At 40.9% G+C, this 19,486-nt stretch carries 20 protein-coding genes; 7 read left to right on the forward strand and 13 right to left on the reverse strand.

Translation table 11 applies throughout. The annotated features are described in order from the left end of the window. Positions 1-156: 156 nt before the first annotated feature. Positions 157-432 (reverse strand): hypothetical protein, encoded by a 276-nt coding sequence (locus Q1A31_RS14020; protein ID WP_131907133.1) that lies wholly within the window; start codon positions 430-432, stop codon positions 157-159. A 426-nt stretch (positions 433-858) separates the two neighbouring features. Between Q1A31_RS14020 and mnmC the strand changes: the two genes are divergently transcribed. After that, positions 859-2,121, forward strand: coding sequence for an FAD-dependent 5-carboxymethylaminomethyl-2-thiouridine(34) oxidoreductase MnmC (gene mnmC / locus Q1A31_RS14025; protein ID WP_299877851.1), 1,263 nt, complete (start codon positions 859-861; stop codon positions 2,119-2,121). 189 nt (positions 2,122-2,310) lie between these two features. Here mnmC and Q1A31_RS14030 read toward each other — a convergent pair whose 3' ends face one another. Further along, on the reverse strand, positions 2,311-3,888 hold the full coding sequence (locus Q1A31_RS14030) for a Do family serine endopeptidase (protein ID WP_299877854.1): 1,578 nt from the start codon (positions 3,886-3,888) through the stop codon (positions 2,311-2,313). 191 nt (positions 3,889-4,079) lie between these two features. Here Q1A31_RS14030 and Q1A31_RS14035 point away from each other — a divergent pair, with 191 nt between their 5' ends. The 3 genes from Q1A31_RS14035 to Q1A31_RS14045 all read left to right on the forward strand — a co-directional run bounded on the left by Q1A31_RS14035 (position 4,080) and on the right by Q1A31_RS14045 (position 7,150). Next, positions 4,080-4,781, forward strand: a complete 702-nt coding sequence (locus tag Q1A31_RS14035) for a winged helix-turn-helix domain-containing protein (protein ID WP_299877857.1) — start codon at positions 4,080-4,082, stop codon at positions 4,779-4,781. Beyond that, positions 4,778-6,187 carry an ATP-binding protein gene (locus Q1A31_RS14040; protein WP_299877860.1) on the forward strand — a complete coding sequence of 470 codons (1,410 nt, stop codon included), beginning with the start codon at positions 4,778-4,780 and terminating at the stop codon, positions 6,185-6,187. Before Q1A31_RS14035 ends, Q1A31_RS14040 begins: the two co-directional genes overlap by 4 nt. A gap of 411 nt (positions 6,188-6,598) precedes the next feature. After that, entirely contained in the window at positions 6,599-7,150 is a 552-nt protein-coding gene (locus Q1A31_RS14045) for a gamma carbonic anhydrase family protein (protein ID WP_299877863.1), read from the forward strand. A gap of 42 nt (positions 7,151-7,192) precedes the next feature. Here Q1A31_RS14045 and Q1A31_RS14050 read toward each other — a convergent pair whose 3' ends face one another. Further along, entirely contained in the window at positions 7,193-8,344 is a 1,152-nt protein-coding gene (locus Q1A31_RS14050; protein ID WP_131907138.1) for an MFS transporter, read from the reverse strand. Positions 8,345-8,518: 174 nt separating this feature from the next. After that, positions 8,519-8,875 (reverse strand): thioredoxin domain-containing protein, encoded by a 357-nt coding sequence (locus Q1A31_RS14055; protein ID WP_299877868.1) that lies wholly within the window; start codon positions 8,873-8,875, stop codon positions 8,519-8,521. Between the two features lie 374 nt (positions 8,876-9,249). Here Q1A31_RS14055 and Q1A31_RS14060 point away from each other — a divergent pair, with 374 nt between their 5' ends. Continuing rightward, positions 9,250-9,744 carry a YMGG-like glycine zipper-containing protein gene (locus Q1A31_RS14060; RefSeq protein WP_299877871.1) on the forward strand — a complete coding sequence of 165 codons (495 nt, stop codon included), beginning with the start codon at positions 9,250-9,252 and terminating at the stop codon, positions 9,742-9,744. Positions 9,745-10,024: 280 nt separating this feature from the next. Then, positions 10,025-10,450: a YMGG-like glycine zipper-containing protein gene (locus tag Q1A31_RS14065; RefSeq protein WP_165874746.1), complete on the forward strand. Its 426-nt coding sequence runs from the start codon at positions 10,025-10,027 to the stop codon at positions 10,448-10,450. Between the two features lie 303 nt (positions 10,451-10,753). Here Q1A31_RS14065 and Q1A31_RS14070 read toward each other — a convergent pair whose 3' ends face one another. The 3 genes from Q1A31_RS14070 to Q1A31_RS14080 all read right to left on the reverse strand — a co-directional run bounded on the left by Q1A31_RS14070 (position 10,754) and on the right by Q1A31_RS14080 (position 14,233). After that, on the reverse strand, positions 10,754-11,920 hold the full coding sequence (locus Q1A31_RS14070; RefSeq protein WP_299877876.1) for a benzoate/H(+) symporter BenE family transporter: 1,167 nt from the start codon (positions 11,918-11,920) through the stop codon (positions 10,754-10,756). Positions 11,921-12,011: 91 nt separating this feature from the next. Beyond that, positions 12,012-13,307 carry an NTP/NDP exchange transporter gene (locus tag Q1A31_RS14075; protein ID WP_299877878.1) on the reverse strand — a complete coding sequence of 432 codons (1,296 nt, stop codon included), beginning with the start codon at positions 13,305-13,307 and terminating at the stop codon, positions 12,012-12,014. Positions 13,308-13,312: 5 nt separating this feature from the next. Continuing rightward, positions 13,313-14,233, reverse strand: a complete 921-nt coding sequence (locus Q1A31_RS14080) for an aldo/keto reductase (RefSeq protein WP_299877881.1) — start codon at positions 14,231-14,233, stop codon at positions 13,313-13,315. Positions 14,234-14,508: 275 nt separating this feature from the next. On the opposite strand from Q1A31_RS14080, the gene Q1A31_RS14085 reads away from it, so the two are divergent. Continuing rightward, positions 14,509-15,153: a hypothetical protein gene (locus tag Q1A31_RS14085; RefSeq protein WP_299877883.1), complete on the forward strand. Its 645-nt coding sequence runs from the start codon at positions 14,509-14,511 to the stop codon at positions 15,151-15,153. Between the two features lie 100 nt (positions 15,154-15,253). Here Q1A31_RS14085 and Q1A31_RS14090 read toward each other — a convergent pair whose 3' ends face one another. The 6 genes from Q1A31_RS14090 to hscB all read right to left on the reverse strand — a co-directional run bounded on the left by Q1A31_RS14090 (position 15,254) and on the right by hscB (position 19,462). Beyond that, a complete protein-coding gene (locus Q1A31_RS14090) occupies positions 15,254-15,763 on the reverse strand; it encodes a DUF2244 domain-containing protein (protein ID WP_299877885.1) in 510 nt (169 codons plus the stop codon). A gap of 136 nt (positions 15,764-15,899) precedes the next feature. Then, on the reverse strand, positions 15,900-16,082 hold the full coding sequence (locus Q1A31_RS14095; protein ID WP_299877887.1) for a hypothetical protein: 183 nt from the start codon (positions 16,080-16,082) through the stop codon (positions 15,900-15,902). A 92-nt stretch (positions 16,083-16,174) separates the two neighbouring features. Further along, the gene (iscX, locus tag Q1A31_RS14100; protein ID WP_131907147.1) at positions 16,175-16,375 is read right to left on the reverse strand and encodes a Fe-S cluster assembly protein IscX; all 201 of its coding nucleotides are present in this window, start codon (positions 16,373-16,375) and stop codon (positions 16,175-16,177) included. Positions 16,376-16,623: 248 nt separating this feature from the next. Next, positions 16,624-16,962, reverse strand: a complete 339-nt coding sequence (gene fdx, locus Q1A31_RS14105) for an ISC system 2Fe-2S type ferredoxin (RefSeq protein ID WP_299877894.1) — start codon at positions 16,960-16,962, stop codon at positions 16,624-16,626. A gap of 21 nt (positions 16,963-16,983) precedes the next feature. Next, positions 16,984-18,879, reverse strand: coding sequence for a Fe-S protein assembly chaperone HscA (gene hscA / locus Q1A31_RS14110; protein ID WP_299877897.1), 1,896 nt, complete (start codon positions 18,877-18,879; stop codon positions 16,984-16,986). 43 nt (positions 18,880-18,922) lie between these two features. After that, positions 18,923-19,462 (reverse strand): Fe-S protein assembly co-chaperone HscB, encoded by a 540-nt coding sequence (gene hscB, locus Q1A31_RS14115; RefSeq protein WP_299877900.1) that lies wholly within the window; start codon positions 19,460-19,462, stop codon positions 18,923-18,925. Positions 19,463-19,486 lie beyond the last annotated feature (24 nt).

Below are 19,486 nucleotides of genomic sequence, written 5' to 3' on the forward strand. Positions count from 1 at the left end.
TAATAAGAAAGGTAGTATACTATGTCTATCAATGGCTTATAGTCTTAATTCAACGGCATTGGTCACCCCCCTACTTTTGAGGCTTTTTTAAAAAGCCTGTTTAAAACAGCTTGAAAATCGTGATTTAGCAATCAAGAACGATAAATGAAGATAGCATTAATTCATATAGCTGCGTTTTGAAGATTCACTTTTGCTTTCGATCACATTCAACATGAGATTGGCTTGCCTTAACTGTTTCTCCAAATCTGATTTTAGCTTTTGAATGTATTCGGGATTATCTTGGTCCACTAATGATTGCTCTATACGCGCTAAACTTTTTGTATCGTTTCTACCGTAACTCTCCGTTTTAGCGGTTAAGTCGTTTGCCACACCCTCAGCATAAATTACCACAAGCCCGATGTAGGATAATGACAAGGTTAGTGTTGTAGCCATCACTATTGATTTGCTACTTATTTTTTTTATTGATTTAAAATTCATTGTTAATTCCATTTTATTGTTGTTTTTAATGTCGTTTTAATGAGCTTTGAAGCCCGCTTACAAAACGCTCGCATGAAACGAAACGCTTGTATGTAATAGAATCCTTTGCATAATACTTTGACGGATAAATAACGAACTAGTTCCATACAAAGGCTTCTATTTAAAGTTATGTATTAGCCCTTAATACATAAACTCCTTATTACGCAATATAAATGCTAAATGTGCACAAAAAATGGAGAAAATGTGACGAATTGTAAAGAAACATAAAATAGTCACTGATAAATGTTTATTTCTCGCTTTATCTTATGTCATCCTCATCTGATTTTAATTTACCCCCCCCTACTTTGGGGCCCTTTTTCTGATTAGCGATAACTATTGACGATGTCTAAAAAAACACCTTCTTGGTTCAATGTTCCAGACTATGACTGGCAAAAGAAACAAGCGATAGTGATTGGCGCAGGGATCGCTGGCTGCCAAATGAGCTGGCATCTTTCTCAAGCCGGCTGGGACATCACTCTCATTGATCGAAATAAAAAAATCGCCAATGAAGCTTCTGGAAATCCAGCGGGAGTTATTTCCCCTAAGATGACATCTAGACCCAGTTTGGGCGAAGATTTTTACACGCATAGTTTTCAATACACCTTAGATCAAATAAGCCAGTTAAAAAAACAAGGACTTGAATGGCACGGCTGCGGATTGTTACAACTCTCTCACTATCAACGGGAAGAAAAGCGCTGGCAACAACTAAAAGAACGTGATTTCAAAGAAGATTTTTTACAGCTTTTAGATGAAGAGGAAACCAGCAAAGTAGCCAATATCCCGCTACCCTATAAATCCAGTTACTTCCCACAATCCGGATGGATTGACCCTACTCATTTTTGTAATGTTTTAAGTGGAGATAAGCACTGCAAAATACTATTAGAAACCAAAGCTATTCATTTAGAAAAGCAGGAAAACCTTTGGCACGTTTTGGATGAAAATGACGATTTAATTGCACAGGCAGAAGTCGTGATTATTACAAATGGTAAAGATTTAACACAATTCAAACAAACGAAGAATCTACCTACAATGCCTGTAGCGGGTCAAACGACATTAGGCACAGCGAGTGAGTACTCCAGCAAACTCAAAACCGTCATTGGTCATGAAGGTTATCTAACGCCCGCCGATACAAAATCAGATCAACATACATTCGGCGCGACGTTTGATAGAAATAACGATAAACCCAAAATCACACAACAGGCAGATAAAGATAACCTCGCTCAATTAACTCAGTATTTACCAGAGTTTGCAGAATCATTGATAAATACAGAAAGTGCTCACGCGGCTGTTCGCCTGACAACCCCTGATCGTTTTCCGTATACAGGCGCTATCCCTGACTGGGATTTTTATCGAAAACACTATGATGATTTACATCACGGTAAGAAGTGGAAGGAATACCCTAAGGCAGAATACCAAAAAGGTTTATTTGTACTGGGTGGGTTTGGCTCTCGCGGTTTAACCACCAGCGGTTACTGTGCAAAATTACTAAGCAATATTATTACAAATCAGCCATTCTCGAATGAGGAGAAACCAATTTTACAAAACCTACACCTTGCTCGATATTTGATAAAGGCATTAAAAAAAGGCTTAAAAGTGGGGGGGTGACTTTCTTAGGCTCACCAAGAGCTAAGAAAGTCCATAGTAGATTCCATAAGGAATCGTCTATGCACAACGTTCAAGCTTGATACATATTTATTCGGAATCCCAAAAAAGAAAAGGCACCCAAAATGGGTGCCCTTACTACGGTCGAACAACTTACTTACTAACAACATCTTAAAACATCATAAGGAGAGATTATGAATTCAAATGGACCGCTACAAATAAGGCTTGATCACCTCGCATCAATAAAACCGCTAATGGCTTATCACCATTGGCTTTCTGGATCACTTGCTTAAGCTGCGAAGGCGATGCAATACTTTGTCCACCGACACTTAAGATAATATCTCCAGAACGTAAACCCGCATTTTCTGCCGCCGAATCAGGCATCACTTTTGCAACTTTCACACCTTGATTTTTGGTAACCAGCTTTTCTTTCTCAGCGTCCGTTAAATCTGTAACGGCCACACCCAGCGAACCTTTTTCTAATCCGGCAACTTCTTCAGGCTCATCATCTTTGGACTTAAGCTTGTCGATGGTCACATCAATCGTTTGTATCTTGCCTGCTCTAACAATTTCCACAGGGACTTTTTTCCCGATTGGCGTACTTCCAACCAACAGTGGCAAATCGTTTACTTCTTCTACGGTTTTATTATCAAATTTCAGGATTAAATCACCTGCTTGTAGGCCCGCCTTGTCCGCAGGACTAGAAGGAGAAACACTGCTAATCAAAGAACCAATGGTGTCGTCTCTACCCAAAGATTCTGCAAGTGCTTCGTTGATGCCTTGAATACCTACACCCAACCAACCACGACTTACTTTTCCAGAAGTCTTAAGTTGATCCGTTACGTTTTTCACAATATTGATCGGGATTGCGAAAGATACGCCCATATAACCACCACTGCGGCTATATATTTGAGAATTTACACCAACCACCTGACCTTTAAGATCGAATAATGGACCACCAGAATTACCCGGATTAACCGCCGCATCTGTTTGAATAAACGGCACATAAGTATCCGCTGGCAAACTTCTGGATAAGGCACTTACAATCCCCTGGGTTGCGGTGTAATCCAGACCAAATGGTGCGCCTATCGCCACTACCCATTGCCCTACATCTAACTTATCTGAATCACCAAAAGATGCGACAGGAAGGTCTTTAGCTTCTATTTTTAATAGTGCGATATCACTGAGCTTATCTATCCCAATCTTTTTTGCTTCAAGCTCGCGTTTATCATCGAGTTTAACGGTGATTGTGTCGGCATTATCAATGACGTGTGCATTGGTTACGACATAACCATCTTCAGAAATGATGAAGCCCGATCCATATGCCTGGCCTCTACGAGTTCCATAATCATGTGGTTGTTTTGGTAGGTTTTTGAGTAAATCCTGATACTGTTTTGGAAGTCTTTCCAGTTGCTTTTCGCTCAATTGACTTAAACGATTGCCAGCATTACTTTTCGCTGTTTTCACCGTAATACTAACAACTGCGCTTCGACTCTTCTTAATCATAGTCGCAAGCTCTGGCAAACCGCCACCCACGGCAACTTGTGGAACCACTGCATTAGTTGTCGCAGTCGTATCAGCAAAAGCAGGCGCTGTTGTCAGAGCGTATGAACCTAAGGCTCCTATTAAGAAGCCCATTGTCAGGCTCAATTTATGTTTTTTAATTCGTTTGCTCTTTTCTGCATTGCTTAAATTACTAGAATTACTAGGGACCAAAGCCGTCCCTATCGTTTCAATCTGGGTTGAATCCTTTATATTCTTTTCATTCATGTTGTTTCGTCCTTGCCCTTTAAATATGTTATTAATCACTGTAAGAAAGCTAATTCTGGATTTTTCAGTCATTAACCATGAACGCAAGATACAATAAACAACATTACCAATTGCTAGCTACCAGATTAATTATTGTTAATATTACTTTTAAAGAGTTGTTGTACGTTTAACACGCGACTAATATTCCACTCATGCAAATATTGATTATCGAAGACGACACCCAAACGGCCAAGTTCATCCAAAATGGACTACAAGAGAGTGGCTTTGTGGTAGACCATGAATCAGACGGTGAAAAAGGCCTGGCTCAGGCAATGACCAACCAATACGATGCTTTAGTTATAGATCGTATGCTTCCTAACCTGGATGGTTTAGCCATTATCGAGCAGCTAAGAGGCAGAGGTTATAATGTACCTATCCTCATCCTCAGCGCATTGGGCGATGTTGACCAACGCGTAGAAGGCTTGAAGGCCGGTGGTGATGATTATCTGGTTAAACCCTATGCCTTTAGTGAATTGCTGGCTCGTCTGCAATCATTAGTAAGACGCACTCAACCGAATCAGGAAGTCAATCAGTTACAAGTCCATGACTTGAAGATGGATTTACTCAAGCGCAAAGTTACCCGTGGTAATGATGTGATTGATTTACAACCGAAAGAATTCATTTTGCTAGAAACACTGATGCGCAATTCTGGTGAAGTCATTACTCGAACCATGCTTTTGGAAAAAGTCTGGGATTATAATTTTGACCCACAAACCAATGTAATTGATGTGCATATCAGCCGCATTCGCGCCAAAATTGATAAAGACTACGATGTTGCATTATTGAAGACCATTCGTGGCTCAGGCTATATTCTGGCTGCGCCAGACTTTGATGTAAATAGCCAGCAAAAGTGAGTGTTTTTCGCCGAATACTGAATACCTCGGTATTTCGGGTATCCCTTGTCTATGCCGTTTTATTTAGCCTGATCGCTGCAGCCGCATTATTGTCGGTTTATAAAGTGGCTGAAACCCAAATCCAGCAGCAAATCGATCGTCGTTTAACCTTAGAAACCAATATACTGTTAGAAAATTATAAAAAACGTGCAGTAAAAGGTCTGCTCGAAGACATCAATATATACAATAAAAAAGAAGGTAGACCTTTTTATATCTACGCTTTAATACACGAAAGTAAGCTCGACCTTAAAACCTTTATACCGGTCAATCAATACACGGTTACCAAACGCAATAAGACGTTTTCCAGTATTCCGTTAAGCGACATTATTGATTACGTCAACGATCGCTCTGGCGATGAAACCATACGCGTATTACTGACACTACTGCCCGGTGGTTACCAATTATTAGTCGGTGCCGAGCTAGAAGAAACTCAACACTTATTAGACCAATTATTCAAAGCGACCCTGATAGCGATCTCTATTATTTTCGGTCTATCAATTATTATCGGTGCATTGATGGCACGAAAAGTAGTGAGAGGAATTAATGCCGTCACCGATACCGCGGATAATATTATCGAAGGCGATCTATCTCATCGCATTCCCGTGACATCACGCAATAATGAATTAGACCGCTTAAGTCTTTCATTAAATAGCATGTTAGACCGAAACGAAGATTTAATGCAAAGTATGCAACAGGTAACGAATAACCTTGCTCATGATCTGCGTAATCCACTCAATCGTATTCGTCATCGTCTTGAGTCGGCACGCAATAAAAGCATGACTGATAGTGAATTCACAGATTTCAATGAAGACACTATTGGTGATATCGACAACGTCATCTCAACCTTTAATTCTCTGTTAAGTATTGCTCAGATTGAATCCGGTAATTCCCGTAAAAACTGGGAACAGTTTCAATTAAAAACCCTGCTGGATGATCTATCTGAGCTTTATGAAGTCGTGGCCAGTGAAAAAGGCTTAAAATGGGAATACGAAGCAGAAGACTCACTGACGGTAATGGGGAGTAAACAACTGCTTGCGCAACTCTTTACCAATTTACTGGATAACGCCATCAAGTTTTCACCTAAGAATGGCGTAGTAAGCTTTAAAGCCATTGCGATAAAAAGTAAGCAGGGAAACAAAATTGAAGTAACCGTTTCTGATAATGGCCCCGGAATTCCAGCCGAAGAACATGAAAAGGTATTGAAACGTTTTTATCGACTAGATAGCGCAAGAAGCACCGAAGGCAACGGACTTGGGCTCAGCCTGGTAAAAGCGGTGACTGATTTACATGGTGCAGAAATACACTTTAAAGACAATAAACCAGGTCTTCGTGTTTCTGTAATATTTAAGGGCACCTCTATTAATTAGGTATTTCTTCTGTCAACGCCAAAAAATCAGAATCAAGGCGTATTCACACAGAATGCTCATTGCCTTTCAAGTGAATACAACACAGAGTCTGGTTTTTTGGCTAAGACCCGCAGGGCAATGTTATAAGTCATCATCTCCTTTGTTGCACTTATTGGAAAGGGAATAACCATTCCCTGCAAAGTGCGCCTAGGATATGATGACTTATAACCTTGCAGAAGGAACACCTAAATAGTAGAGGTACCCTTAATAGCAAGCAATGAGTTAAAAAAATAAGATTAGTCACCCCCCTACTTTGAGCGGTTTTTTTACTTTAAAATAATAAAACCATGCCTTTTGGTTCGTTGTCGCTAAACTCCAACATTGCCTCGGCTACGCCTCGGATTAAACACTTTTGAAGGAATAATAAAAATTATGACTATTAGAAAATTTGAAGCTCATCTACCCAATGTACATTCAACCGCCTACGTTGACGAAACAGCACTAGTGAGTGGTGAAGTAGAAATCGGTGAAGATAGTTCTGTATGGCCGATGGCAGTGATTCGTGGCGATGTTAACTATATTAAAATTGGTAAACGCACAAACATTCAAGATGCATCTGTATTGCATGTTACGCACGCTCCCAATGAGCATAGCGAAAAAATTGGCGCTGCCCAAACGGGTTATGCTTTGATCATTGGAGATGATGTAACCATCGGCCACAAAGCTCTTTTACACGCCTGTGAAATCAAAGACCGAGTACTTGTTGGAATGGGCGCTATTGTTATGGATGGCACCGTGATTGAAGAAGACACCATGATCGCCGCAGGTAGCGTGGTACCACCAAGAAAAACACTAGAAAGTGGTTATCTCTGGGTCGGAAACCCTGCCAGAAAAGTGCGCGAACTCACTGATAAAGAGAAAAAGTATTTACCATATTCTGCAGAACATTATGTGCGTTTGAAAACACGTACTGAAAATGACTAATTTCACTTCATAAATTGTTTATGAAAGAATTTTAAAATATCTTTAATTTTGCTTTCTCTCACTTAAGCCGGTGAGCACAGGAATAATTAACATGGTAATTGAAAGTAAAATCATCACATTCCAGCCGCCCTGCTTGTAAGCAAAGCCTGCCGCGGTAATTCCTAGACCACCACCGATATAATAGAACAAGACATAGAGCGCATTAGCTCTGCCATGACCGCTGGTTAATTTTTTATTCAATGCGCCAACAGCAGCTGCGTGTACCATAAAAAATCCCATGCATACGCCGATTAAACCTATGACTATCGCAACCACAGATTGCATTAAAATAACCAAAAGGGAAACCGCTAGAATCCCAGATCCTAACAACAGCGTGTTGCCGCTACCAAAACGATTACTCAGCCTACCTGCGGTAGGCCCCATGAATATCCCTGTGATATAAACCAAAAACACCAACGTGATGGATTCGGTCGAGAAGTTAAAAGGGGCTCCCTCAAGTCTAAATGGCAAATAATTAAAGACCGATGAGAACACTGAAAAACTGCCGAGCGCGCATAAAAAGATCAGAAACAATTCTTTTCTTTTTAATAAAGAAACAAAGCTCACGGGTGTTTTATTAACACTCAAGTCTTTCGCAGGTTTTGGCAACCATTTCACCGCCATAAATGTCGCGATCAAAATAAACACAGATGCGGTAATAAAGGCATAACGCCAATGCAATGGAGGATGTATCCAGCCACCTAATAAACGTCCTCCAAGGCCACCCAACACAGTTGCAGAGACGTAAGACCCCATCACCACACTGAGACTGGCGAGCGGTATGGTTTTGGCTAAATAAGCAGCCAGACAGGTGGTGAGCGCCGGTATGAATAAGCCTTGCACGAAACGCGCAGCAATCAACACCCAGAAATTATCGGTTAATGCACAAACCAACCCTGCGGCTGCCACCATAGTGCCGCCAACCAATACAATCGGCTGAATATCATAACGATCAATCAGCATGCCAAACGGCAAATTAGACAAGGCAATGCCGAGTATTACTCCGGAGATAGAAAAAGACACCATAACCAGATCTACCGCAAACTCGTCCTGCAAAACAGGTAATACAGGTTGCGTAATGTATACATTGGTAAAAGAGGCAGATACCAGAGCAAACACAATGAGTTTTATTCGAAAATATGCCGTGTCAGTCATGATGAATTCTTTAAACAGATAAGAAAAAAAGATGAAATAAAAAGCGAAACATAAAAGTAGAGGACGAAAAGTATAGGAGAATATTGATAGCAATGTGAATGAAAAAAAATCACATCAACACCAAATAAAGCTCACCTAAAAGTAACAAGTAATAAAAACCTGAATACCAATGACTTAAGGCTCTTCTTCCGCAGGTTTGGTCAGCGCCAATTCAATTGCCTCTATCAACTTGGTCGTTATTGCCTCAGCATGGAGCTCACAATGAAATTCACCATCGTTATACAAATACATACTGGGTAAATGGAATACACCAAATTCATTCACTAAAGCCGCGGCTTTATCTGCTTTTATCTCAAATGCAGCAAAGTGGTGAAAATGATCTACAAATTTTTTAAATTCTGTATTTAACAACGACTTTAAATGATGGCACGACGCACAATGCGGACCTGAGAAAAAAACCAATGCTATTCCATCCAGATCGGATAAAACTTCGTGGATAGTAAACTCATCTAATTCAGCAACTTTATTCATAGCTCGATTAAAACACGCTTTGATAAAACCTTAAATATCACCCCCCTACTTTAGAGCCTTTTTTGTAAAACATTATCCTTCTATCACATACACTCACATTTCTAAATCACCAGAGTTAAACATCATTCCACTATTTATCTGTTTCAAACATGTAATTCATATACATATCAAAAAAGAAAAAGGTTCATAAATTATTGATAAATATATCAATTGTAAATTTTCGTAAAGATGCTTTAATTCAGTGGATCAACTGTTATGGTCGCAGAGTACGCTTTTAAATTAATGAGAACTATTCGAAAAATACTTTTCGTTTTTACTTAAATTTAGTTCGTTTAGGATTTCATTCAAACAAGGCATTCACCAAAGGAATTATCATGAAAAAACAAACCATACTTCTATCTTGCATTACTGCAGGCGCTCTTCTATTAACCGGCTGTTCCACAAATGCTCAGACGGGTGCATTAGTGGGTTCTCTTGTGGGTGCTGGTATCGGAAAATCAACCTCAAATCATCGCGACAAACGTGCTGTAATCGGTGGTGTACTCGGTGGTATCGTTGGGTCTGCAATCGGTGCAGAGCAAGATAGAGCTAACTACAACCGCTCTGTGAGTAACCAAAAAACTTACACAACACCTTATTACCAAGATGGCACTGCGAGTAAAACTGTAACGCAGCAACAGGTTGTGGTTACTCAGCCTGAAGTAGTCTATGTAGAGAGACCTCCCGCTTATTACTACCCACCTGTAAGCACTTCTATTATTTTAGGTGCAGGCTATTATGGTGGATATAGCAATAGTCACAAAAGGCGTTATTACCGAAACAACCGATCTCGACATCACAATCGTGTGCGTCACCCAAGACGCCACTAAAACTATTTATAGTTTCATCAACATTAAAAAAGAGCACATTATGTGCTCTTTTTTTGTTGAGCTTCTCAACTATTTTCACTAGACAAAAACCTATAAACTACTGAAATAACTTCCAATTGTAATATTAGGTAAATTTATTAGTGCTCCTGATTTCAGGTGCTATATTTATGTCGTAATTAGAAGAAAAAATTATCTAGTTGAATTCTTTTCTATTTAGCTAGTTTCTTTGAGGCTTTGTTGACGTTTTACGAACTGAGCTTCATACACTTAGGTATTTATTATGAAAAAACAAACACTATATTTATCACTCGTTTTAGCAGGAACTGTATTTTTAAGTGCTTGTTCTACGAATGCCCAAACTGGCGCTTTAGTCGGTTCTTTAGTTGGTGCTGGCATTGGCAAATCAACCTCAAACCATCATGACAAACGCGCTGTAATTGGTGGTGTATTAGGTGGTATCGTTGGTTCCGCAGTGGGTGCTGAACAGGATCGTGTCAACGCTTATAATAATTCAACGCAAAATGGTGCGGTTTATTCGGCGCCCGTTCAACAACCACGTCAGGTGATTGTAAATCGTCAACCTGAATATGTGTATGTGGATCCTTACTATCCTATCAGCCCAACCATTATTATTAGCGGTAGGTATTACCATAGACCGATGCATGACAGACGTCACCACCGTGTGCGTTATACGCGTCGCTACTAATAACTCAGTACGTGATTTGAAGATGTTGCTGATAAAGAACGAGCTTCGAACTCATTAGCTGGATGTACAAGCCAGACTTAATGCAAAGTGCTAATAGCACGCGTATTAGGTTTGGCTTTTTTGTTTTAAAGTAGTATTTGAGGCATTGTTAACCATTAATAATAATTAAGTCACCCCCCTACTTTAAGTGACTTTTCATTTTGCTATTTAAAATGACCTAAGGAACTTATGCTTTGCGGAATGATATTACGTTTTTGTTTTTTAAAAACGTAAATAGAATTTATGCAGAGCTAGGCGCTTTTTTTAAGATCGAAATTGCAATACTTTCTGCACCAGTAAACCTGCAATCAATCCCCAAAATGCCGCACCAATCCCAAAGAAAACAACACCAGATACAGTCACCAGAAAAGTAACGAGAGCAGCTTCTCTGTGTGTAGGCTTATCCAAAGCAATCGCAAGACTATTACCTAATGTCCCGATTAAGGCTAAACCCGCCAACGGTAAAATCAACGCTTTAGGACTCATCGAAAATAGCGCCACAACGGTTGCACCAAACAAAGCTGCGATAAAATAAAATACACCCGCGCTCACCGCTGCCAAATAACGTGTCTCACGATTAGGGTCTGCGTCTTTTTCCATACAAATCGCTGCGGTTATAGCCGCCAGATTAAAGGCAAACCCACCAAAAGGTGCGAGTAGCATAGTGGTAATGCCCGTAGTGGTAATAATCGGAGACAGAGGGGGTCTATATCCTGCCGTATGCATGGTCGCGATACCCGGCATATTTTGAGAAGACATGGTGACAATAAACAATGGGATGCCAATACTAATCAATGACGTCATTGAAAATGTAGGCATGGTGAAAACAAAGGATGCTATCTCAAAATCCAGCTGTTTGGTTTCAAACAAACCCATGCTCCAGGCGGCAATCCCACCAACAACCAACACTAATGGAATTGCATAAAGAGGAAATAGTCGTTTACCCAATAGATAAGTCACACACATCAACGCGACTAAAGCGAATTCCTGTTGTAGATATTTGAAGATTTCCAGACAGAATGGCATCAGCACACCTGCCAACATTGCCGCAGCAATGGGCGGAGGTATGAGTTTACTCAAACGATCTAAACTGCCTGTGATTCCACTTAAGGTTATCAATAACCCACTAAAAATAAAGGCACCTACCGCTTCATTCATAGGTACATCTACCAGCGCGGTAGCAAGCATGGCTGCGCCAGGGGTCGACCATGCAGTCAAAATAGGCGTCTTATAATAAAATGATAGGCCGATACACGTTGCCGCCATCCCCAAACCAAGCGCCAATAACCATGAATTGATTAACGCCTGATCAGCCCCCGCAGCATTCGCCGCTTGAAAAACAATCGCCACCGAACTGGTGTAGCCAACTAACACTGCAATAAAACCAGAACTAATATGGCTGAGTCTTAACGAAGCTAAAAAATTAAACATGAGGGAGCCCAAAAATATTTAGCTTCAATTGTAGGACAAAGCGCGCTGGATTAATTAGAAAAAAGCTCACATATGCTGAAAGCTTTTGCAGTTATGCGGAAAACTGTTTGAATTTTCGACCGAGATATATTCCAGTAGCGGCCCATATCATTGCAATAACGGCTCCCACGCCAGCCACAGCTGCGAGACTTAATCCCAAGCCTTGAGTCAATGCGGTAAAGGCCCATGCATTGAGCATATCGCCACCGCGGTAGATAATTATATCAATCACAGGCTTAGTCTTAAATCGAACTTGTCTGCTTACTACCGTAAACAACATTTCCCGCGCTGGACGTGTCACTGCGTAATTACCTGCTCTGCGGATAACCTGCACCGCAATCACCACGCCAACAATAGGCGCGAAAGCCAGTAATAACATACCGGCAGCAATCAATACCGGCACAGAAGCCAGGGTGAATGAAAGCCCAAATCGTTTTGCCATGCGACCCGTTGCAAAAACGGCAACAAATACCGTCAAAGTATTAACCACTAAATCCATACTCGACCAGATTTGTGTACGTGTCTCACGATCATAGTCAGCGAGCAAATTCTTCAATTCAAAATACACGAACGAACTAATGGAAGTATATAACAGGATAAATACGGCTATCATGATTAAGTAAGGACTTTTCAGGAAGTCGTTAATACCCGAAAATAATTTACCTCCGATAATATCTACATCATTACTCGAACTATCATGGCTATCAATTTCAAGGTCACTGAGTTTGAGTTTTTGTAGCCAGATACTCAGTGGAATAGTCATTATCAGCAACGCGCTGGCAATCAGCAATAAATTATCTGTGCCAATATTAGTCGCGAGGAACGTAGGAATACTTGGGCCAACAATAGCTCCGACACTTGCCCCTGCCCCGATAAAACCAAATAAACGCGTTGCCTGAGGTCGCGTGAAAATATCTGACATCAAACTCCAAAATACAGATATATGAAATAAGCTGAAAACACTAATCCACACATAGAAGGATTTATCCAGCAATACGCTTTCAGTGGCTAATTGAGTGCCCAGATAAAACAGCAGAAAACTGAAGGAAAAGAATGCATACACATAGGGAACGAGTTGTTTGTAGCGTACTCGACTAATCAAGCTACTGTATAAAGAGACCGTGATAATGCTGAAGAAAAAAGTCAGCGTCCATAAAAAGCTAACCTCTACATCAGTCCAGTCACTCGCCATCGCATCGCGCACGGGACGCAGAATGTAATATCCCGCCATCAAGATAAAAACCAATAAAAATGAAGCTAAGGTAATCCGGATTTCATGCGGTTTAATGTCACTCGCGAAATTCAAAAGTCGCTGAATCGGATGTGACTCTTTTGCACCATCACTCATAGCAGTTATAAGCTGTTAAAGTAATTGAGCATTTCTTTGCGTTGCGCAGGGTCAGGCAAGCGACCAAAATTAGCCTGCATATTATCCACCATGTGCTTGGCTTTTGAAGTCGCGGGAATCGCGCAGGTAATATCCGGATGCCCCAGTATAAATTTGAGATAAAACTGTCCCCAGCTGTTGCAATCAATGTCTTTTACCATTTCGGGCAATGCCTTACCTTTGCTTTGAAGGAACAAAGAACCGCGCTGATAGGGACGATTGATCATCGTGGCTATGCCTTTATCTCTCGCTACTGGAAGGATTTCACGCTCCGCATCAAGATTGGCGATGTTATAACTAAACTGCACAAAATCGATCGGTTCATTTTTCATCACCTGAATAAACTCATCATGGTCGCGCCCGTGAGAAGTAGTAATCCCGATATACCTGACTTTGCCTTCTTTCTTCCAATTCTTAAGAGTATCGAGCTGGGTCTTCCAATCCACCAGATTATGCACGCTGATAAGATCGAAATTCTTCACATTCATGCGTTGCGCTGATTCCAGCATATCTGAAATTCCCTGTTCACGGCCTCTGGTCCAGACTTTGGTCGCAGCAAATACTTTCGGATGATTCTTCATACTACGTAAAACATCACCTACGCGTGCCTCTGCACTGCCATACATGGGAGATGAATCAATGACCATACCTTTCGCTGCAAAGAACGCCTGAATAACAGCAGTCAGTTTAGCCATGCTTTCAGGATCATCATCTTTATTAAAGGTACGCGACGTACCCATGCCTACAACGGGTAATAATTCACCTGAACTGGGAATTTTTTTCTGAATTAATGGGAGCTTCGATGTTGCACTCTCTGCGAATAACTCACTGGCTGGTAAGGCTAGCATCGCTGCTGCTAACTGTAGAATCTGACGTCGTGTAACCATGAAATACCCCTTTCAGAAATAATAGATGTGTTTAAATTCTAGACCAGAACTATCGATAATTGTTCAGCTAATTCTATATTAAATGCACACCCCCTACTTTTACGGGTTTTTTTAACATTAAACAAGGAAACCCCGCACTGTCGGGTTGCCGTCGTTTTGCTCCAGCATTGTCACGGCTGCGCCTCGGCTGAGCACTTTTTTTATAATTTACATAAATTTAACAATTTATTTGATAGACTCAAGCATCCCTAAACCCACAGAAGGAAAAAAAACGTATGAAAAAAAAATATCTGATTGGATTAATTATCGGCTTCAGTGCACTCACCAGCCTACCTACTATGGCTGAAGATAAGCCTATGGGTTTCTTTGTTACTAGTGTTGGTTCTGGTAAAGGCGGCGATCTTGGTGGACTCGAAGGCGCTGACGCACATTGTACAAAGCTTGCCAAAGCAGCAGGGGAAGATAAACGAGAGTGGCGCGCATACTTGAGCACAGAAGCTGAAGGTAAGCGTGGAATCAGTGCAAGAGACAGAATCGGCAAAGGCCCCTGGTATAATGCAAAAGGAGAAATGATTGCTGCTAATCTGACTGATCTACACCTCTACAATAAAACTATTTTGAAAGAAAGTGCACTGGATGAGAATGGAGCGCTCGTCAACGGACGCGGTGACAAACCAAATCGCCATGACATTCTGACTGGCAGCATGGATGATGGCACAGCATTTTTCCCAGATGATAAGGACCATACCTGTAATAACTGGACGAGTAGCGATAAAGGTTCGGCAATGGTAGGACACCATGACCGTCATGGTGGTGGCAACACATCCTGGACTGCAGCTCACGGAACCCGTGGATGTAGCATGGATGATTTAGCAAAAACTGGCGGTAGCGGACTTTTCTATTGTTTTGCGGCTGATTAGTATTCTTTAAAAGTTTAAATTTCTGAATATGGGCTCAAGTTTTATAGCTTGAGTTCATATCTAAAGCTCGATATTGTTTAATATTTCAAGATCACTCTTCTTAAGCTTCAGATAATGGCTTCCACCATTTAGCATTGATTTCTTTTAATCCCGCTTGTTTAAATATAAGTCGTGCTTCAGCTTTGTCTGAATGATTAAGAAAGGAACCTAATTCAAAACGTGACTTCGAATCAGATAGGCTAAGCTCGATCGGTTCGGTGGGCTTTTCTGGCTCAGCAACCAGAATGAAGGCTTCTGGTCTATCCAGTTTGAAGGTTCGCTCGACACAGTGCTTTCCCGTTTCAATAAGCACATGATGATCATCAATCGTAATCACCTGCTTTTCATACGTTTGATTGCAAACCTTGTACATGAAATACGCAAATAGACCGACATCCAGCCCAGCAAAAGGCAAAACAAGGTAACCGCCGACAAAACTCCAACCCACACCAATCATCAACACAAATAAACTCACCGCAACGATCACGACTTGCGTCTGACGCATCGATGCCGATCGATTAGGCGACAATATGATTTTGGTATCTGATTGATTTGACTGGGTAACTATCATTGCTCGACGAATAAGTGGTTAACCTTGTCGAGCATTCTATGTGGCTAAGGTCAAAAAGTACAATTAACACACTGTTTGCACATAGGAAGACATTTTCTTTTTAGAAAAAAAATGCAAAAGATGTGAAAAAGAACGACTATTTCCAATCCACATTGATTGCACCATTAGAGTTACGCTCTATGGATTGATTAGAAAAATCTTTACTGGTTTTTGGAGGGCTGATTGTTGGTGATACTTTTTGCACAATTATCCACAGCACATAAAAAGTAATAAAGACTGTAACCAACAAAATCAGCAAGCGTTTAAATTTATGTATCACACTCAATTCCGATCTTAAAAATGGCTATTCTCTATTTTTTGATCAAACATTGCATTGATCTAAATTAAATCTCGATTAATTAACTTTGGTGTTTATTCTTTTTCTTCAATCCAGTTCATTTGAATTGATTCAAGAATTTTCTCATTGGATTTTTCAGGATCATCGTCGAAGTTTTCCAACGCACAAACCCAGGCATGTAAATCAGTAAAACGAATGTACTGAGGATCAACATCAGGATGAGCTTCATCAAGATCAATAGCGATATCGAGTGTGTCTGTCCATTTTAACTGCATTTTAAATACCTCTATTTGTTACTTAATCGATTTCTAAATTATTAAAAAAGTGCCCATAAGTAGGGGGGTGTCTTTTTATCTATTTAAATATTCTTTATTACTCAATATCTCTGTTCTGGATGTATTAAGCAGGATTTTTGCTCAAGTTCAAGGCGGGTTTTTAATCACAAGGCCGAAGCGTACATTAGTACGTAAGGATTTGTGATTAAATGCCCAACGCCGAAATTGAGTAAAAAGACAATTAATACTTAGTGGTTTTCTGAGACCATGTTTATGGTGTACTTTGGTATTTCTATTACCAAATCCTCTTCCGCCACTTTCGCCTGACAACTCAAACGCGAATCCGGGTCTACACCCCAGGCTTTATCCAGATAATCTTCTTCTAGATCTGTTGCTTCTTCTAAAGAATCAAAACCTTCACGCACGTATACGTGGCAGGTTGTACATGCACAGGATTTCTCACAAGCATGTTCGATTTCGATATGATTTTGTAAGCCTACATCACACAGTGTTGTGCCTGGTTCTGCTTCTACTACGGCACCTTCAGGACAAAGTTCTTCGTGTGGTAGGAATATAATTTGTGGCATATTTGTATTAACTCTCTAATTCTATTTGTTGAACTCGTCAACATTGTGACCAGCCATGGCCTTTTTTACATTGTCGTCCATACGACGAGCAACGTAAAATTCAGCTACTTTTTCCATGTTTTTAATCGCAGCTTTTACACTTTCAGCATCTTTACTTATGTACTTTGCTTCCATTAGTTCTGAACGTGCTGCTAACAGTGTTTTCTTTTCTTCGTCATTCAGCATTCTGTCTGCATCAGATGCCATCGCTGAATCTAGTGCTTCTAAAGTGCGATCTGCTTCGACTAATTGTTCGCGCAATTTACGCGCTTCCATATCTGCTTGGGCGTTATCCATTGAGTCACGAATCATGCCTTCGATTTCTGAATCTGTTAAACCATAAGATGGCTTCACTTCTACGCCAGCTTTTGCACCTGTTGTTTCTTCTTCTGCATGCACATTTAATAAACCATCTGCATCAACCTGAAAGGTCACTTTAATGCGTGCTGCACCCGCGACCATTGGAGGAATTCCTTTTAGAGCAAATTTCGCCAATGAACGATTTTCTTCAACCGTTTCGCGTTCACCTTGCAAAATATGCACGGTCATTGCGGTTTGATTATCTTTAAAGGTGGTGAATTCCTGAGCACGAGTAATTGGAATCGTCGTGTTTCTAGTGATTACTTTTTCTACCAAACCACCGTAAGTTTCCAGACCTAGTGATAAAGGAATCACATCGAGTAACAGCATTTCAGCATCAGGCTTATTGCCAGCTAAAACATCTGCCTGTAATGCCGCACCAATTGCTACAACTTTATCTGGGTCGATATCAACCAGTGGTGGTTGTCCGAAGAACTCTCCGACTTTTTCACGCACGACTGGCATGCGTGTTGAACCACCAACCATTACCACATCGTGTACCTGGTCCTTATCTAAATTCGAATCGCGTAACGCTCTTCTGCAAGCCATCAAGGTCTTTTTAACCAATGGAGCAACCATCTCATCAAACTGACTACGGCTCAAAGAACCCTGCCAATCTTCCAGGTTAACGGTGACTTCATCATTATCTGTCAGCGCTTCTTTGACTCGACGCGCTTCGATCATCGCTTTGCGATGAATCTTAGTGTTATGGGTATCTTCTAGTAATGCTTCTTCAAGAATCCATTCTGCTATAGCGTGATCGAAATCATCACCACCCAGTGCAGAATCTCCGCCCGTAGCCATCACTTCGAATACGCCTTTATTGAGCTTTAAGATGGAAATATCAAAGGTACCACCGCCTAAATCGTAAACAGCGATAATTCGTTCTGATAGTTCTTCTTTTTGATCCAAACCATACGCAACAGCCGCAGCTGTTGGCTCATTCAATAATCGGAATACTTTTAAGTCTGCAAGACGTGCAGCATCTTTGGTCGCTTGACGTTGCGCATCATCAAAATACGCAGGTACTGTAATTACCGCACCTTTCAATTCTCCACCCAAAGATTCTTCTGCTCGTTGTTTCAGTGTTTTTAGAATTTCAGCAGAAACTTCAATCGCTGTTTTATTGCCCGCGACCGTTTTGATTTGCGGTACATTTGATTCAGTACCGTGCGAACTACTAGAAGCAGTAGCGAACTCATAAGGCAAGCTACCGCCAAGTGTTTTCAGATCTTTAATTCCACGACCTAAAAGACGCTTCGCCGATGAAATAGTATTGGGTAAATCTTCTAATTGATTATCTTGAGCTTTCTTGCCGACTTCGGTTGCACCGTTTTCCAGATAGCGAACCACCGAAGGTAAAAGTGCATTCCCTTCCGAATCACAAAGGATTTCAGCAACGCCGCTGCGGACGCTTGCAACAAGCGAGTTGGTTGTGCCTAAATCAATACCCACTGCGAGACGATGCTCGTGTGGTGCAGTAGACATTCCTGGTTCTGATATTTGTAATAGTGCCATAGCGCGGGGATTCTAATCTATTTTTGGGTTCTAGTTGAAATCATTAGAACATTTCATCTTCAAGCTTTTCTGTCAAAGTCTTCACTTCTTGACATAAACGCTCAAAAAACTTCATTTTTAGTACATCTTCTTTGGCTTCAGCATATTTCTCTGCAGCAAAATGTTCGACAAAACTTTCTTTCAAAACATCCATTTGGGCTTCAACATCATGCGCAATATCATCAACTCTAGCGATAGGGTCTTTGGCATTAGGGACATCCTCTAACGCTTCGCGCATTTCCATTTGATGCAGTAAAAACATGCCATCACTGGTGGTATCGATTTCATCATCAAAATCAACGCCCTTCAGTTGCAACATATAACGCGCACGCAAACGGGATGATTTTAGTGTTTCATTCGCTTCATTGATGAAGCCGGTCGTTTGTACCGCAACTCGTCGTTCTTGCTCGTCACTATTTACAAAACGGTCAGGATGATATTTAGCCTGCAGTTCGCGAAAGCTATTCGCAAGCACTGAAGGGTCGATATTGTAATCTTCTGGCAAGCCGAATAGTTCAAAATAGCTTTGTTTAAAATCGAGCATAGTTCTACGAGAGGCCTAACGTGT

Origin of the sequence: uncultured Cocleimonas sp. (genome assembly GCF_947495625.1) — a bacterium.
Classification (GTDB): Bacteria; Pseudomonadota; Gammaproteobacteria; order Thiotrichales; family Thiotrichaceae; genus Cocleimonas.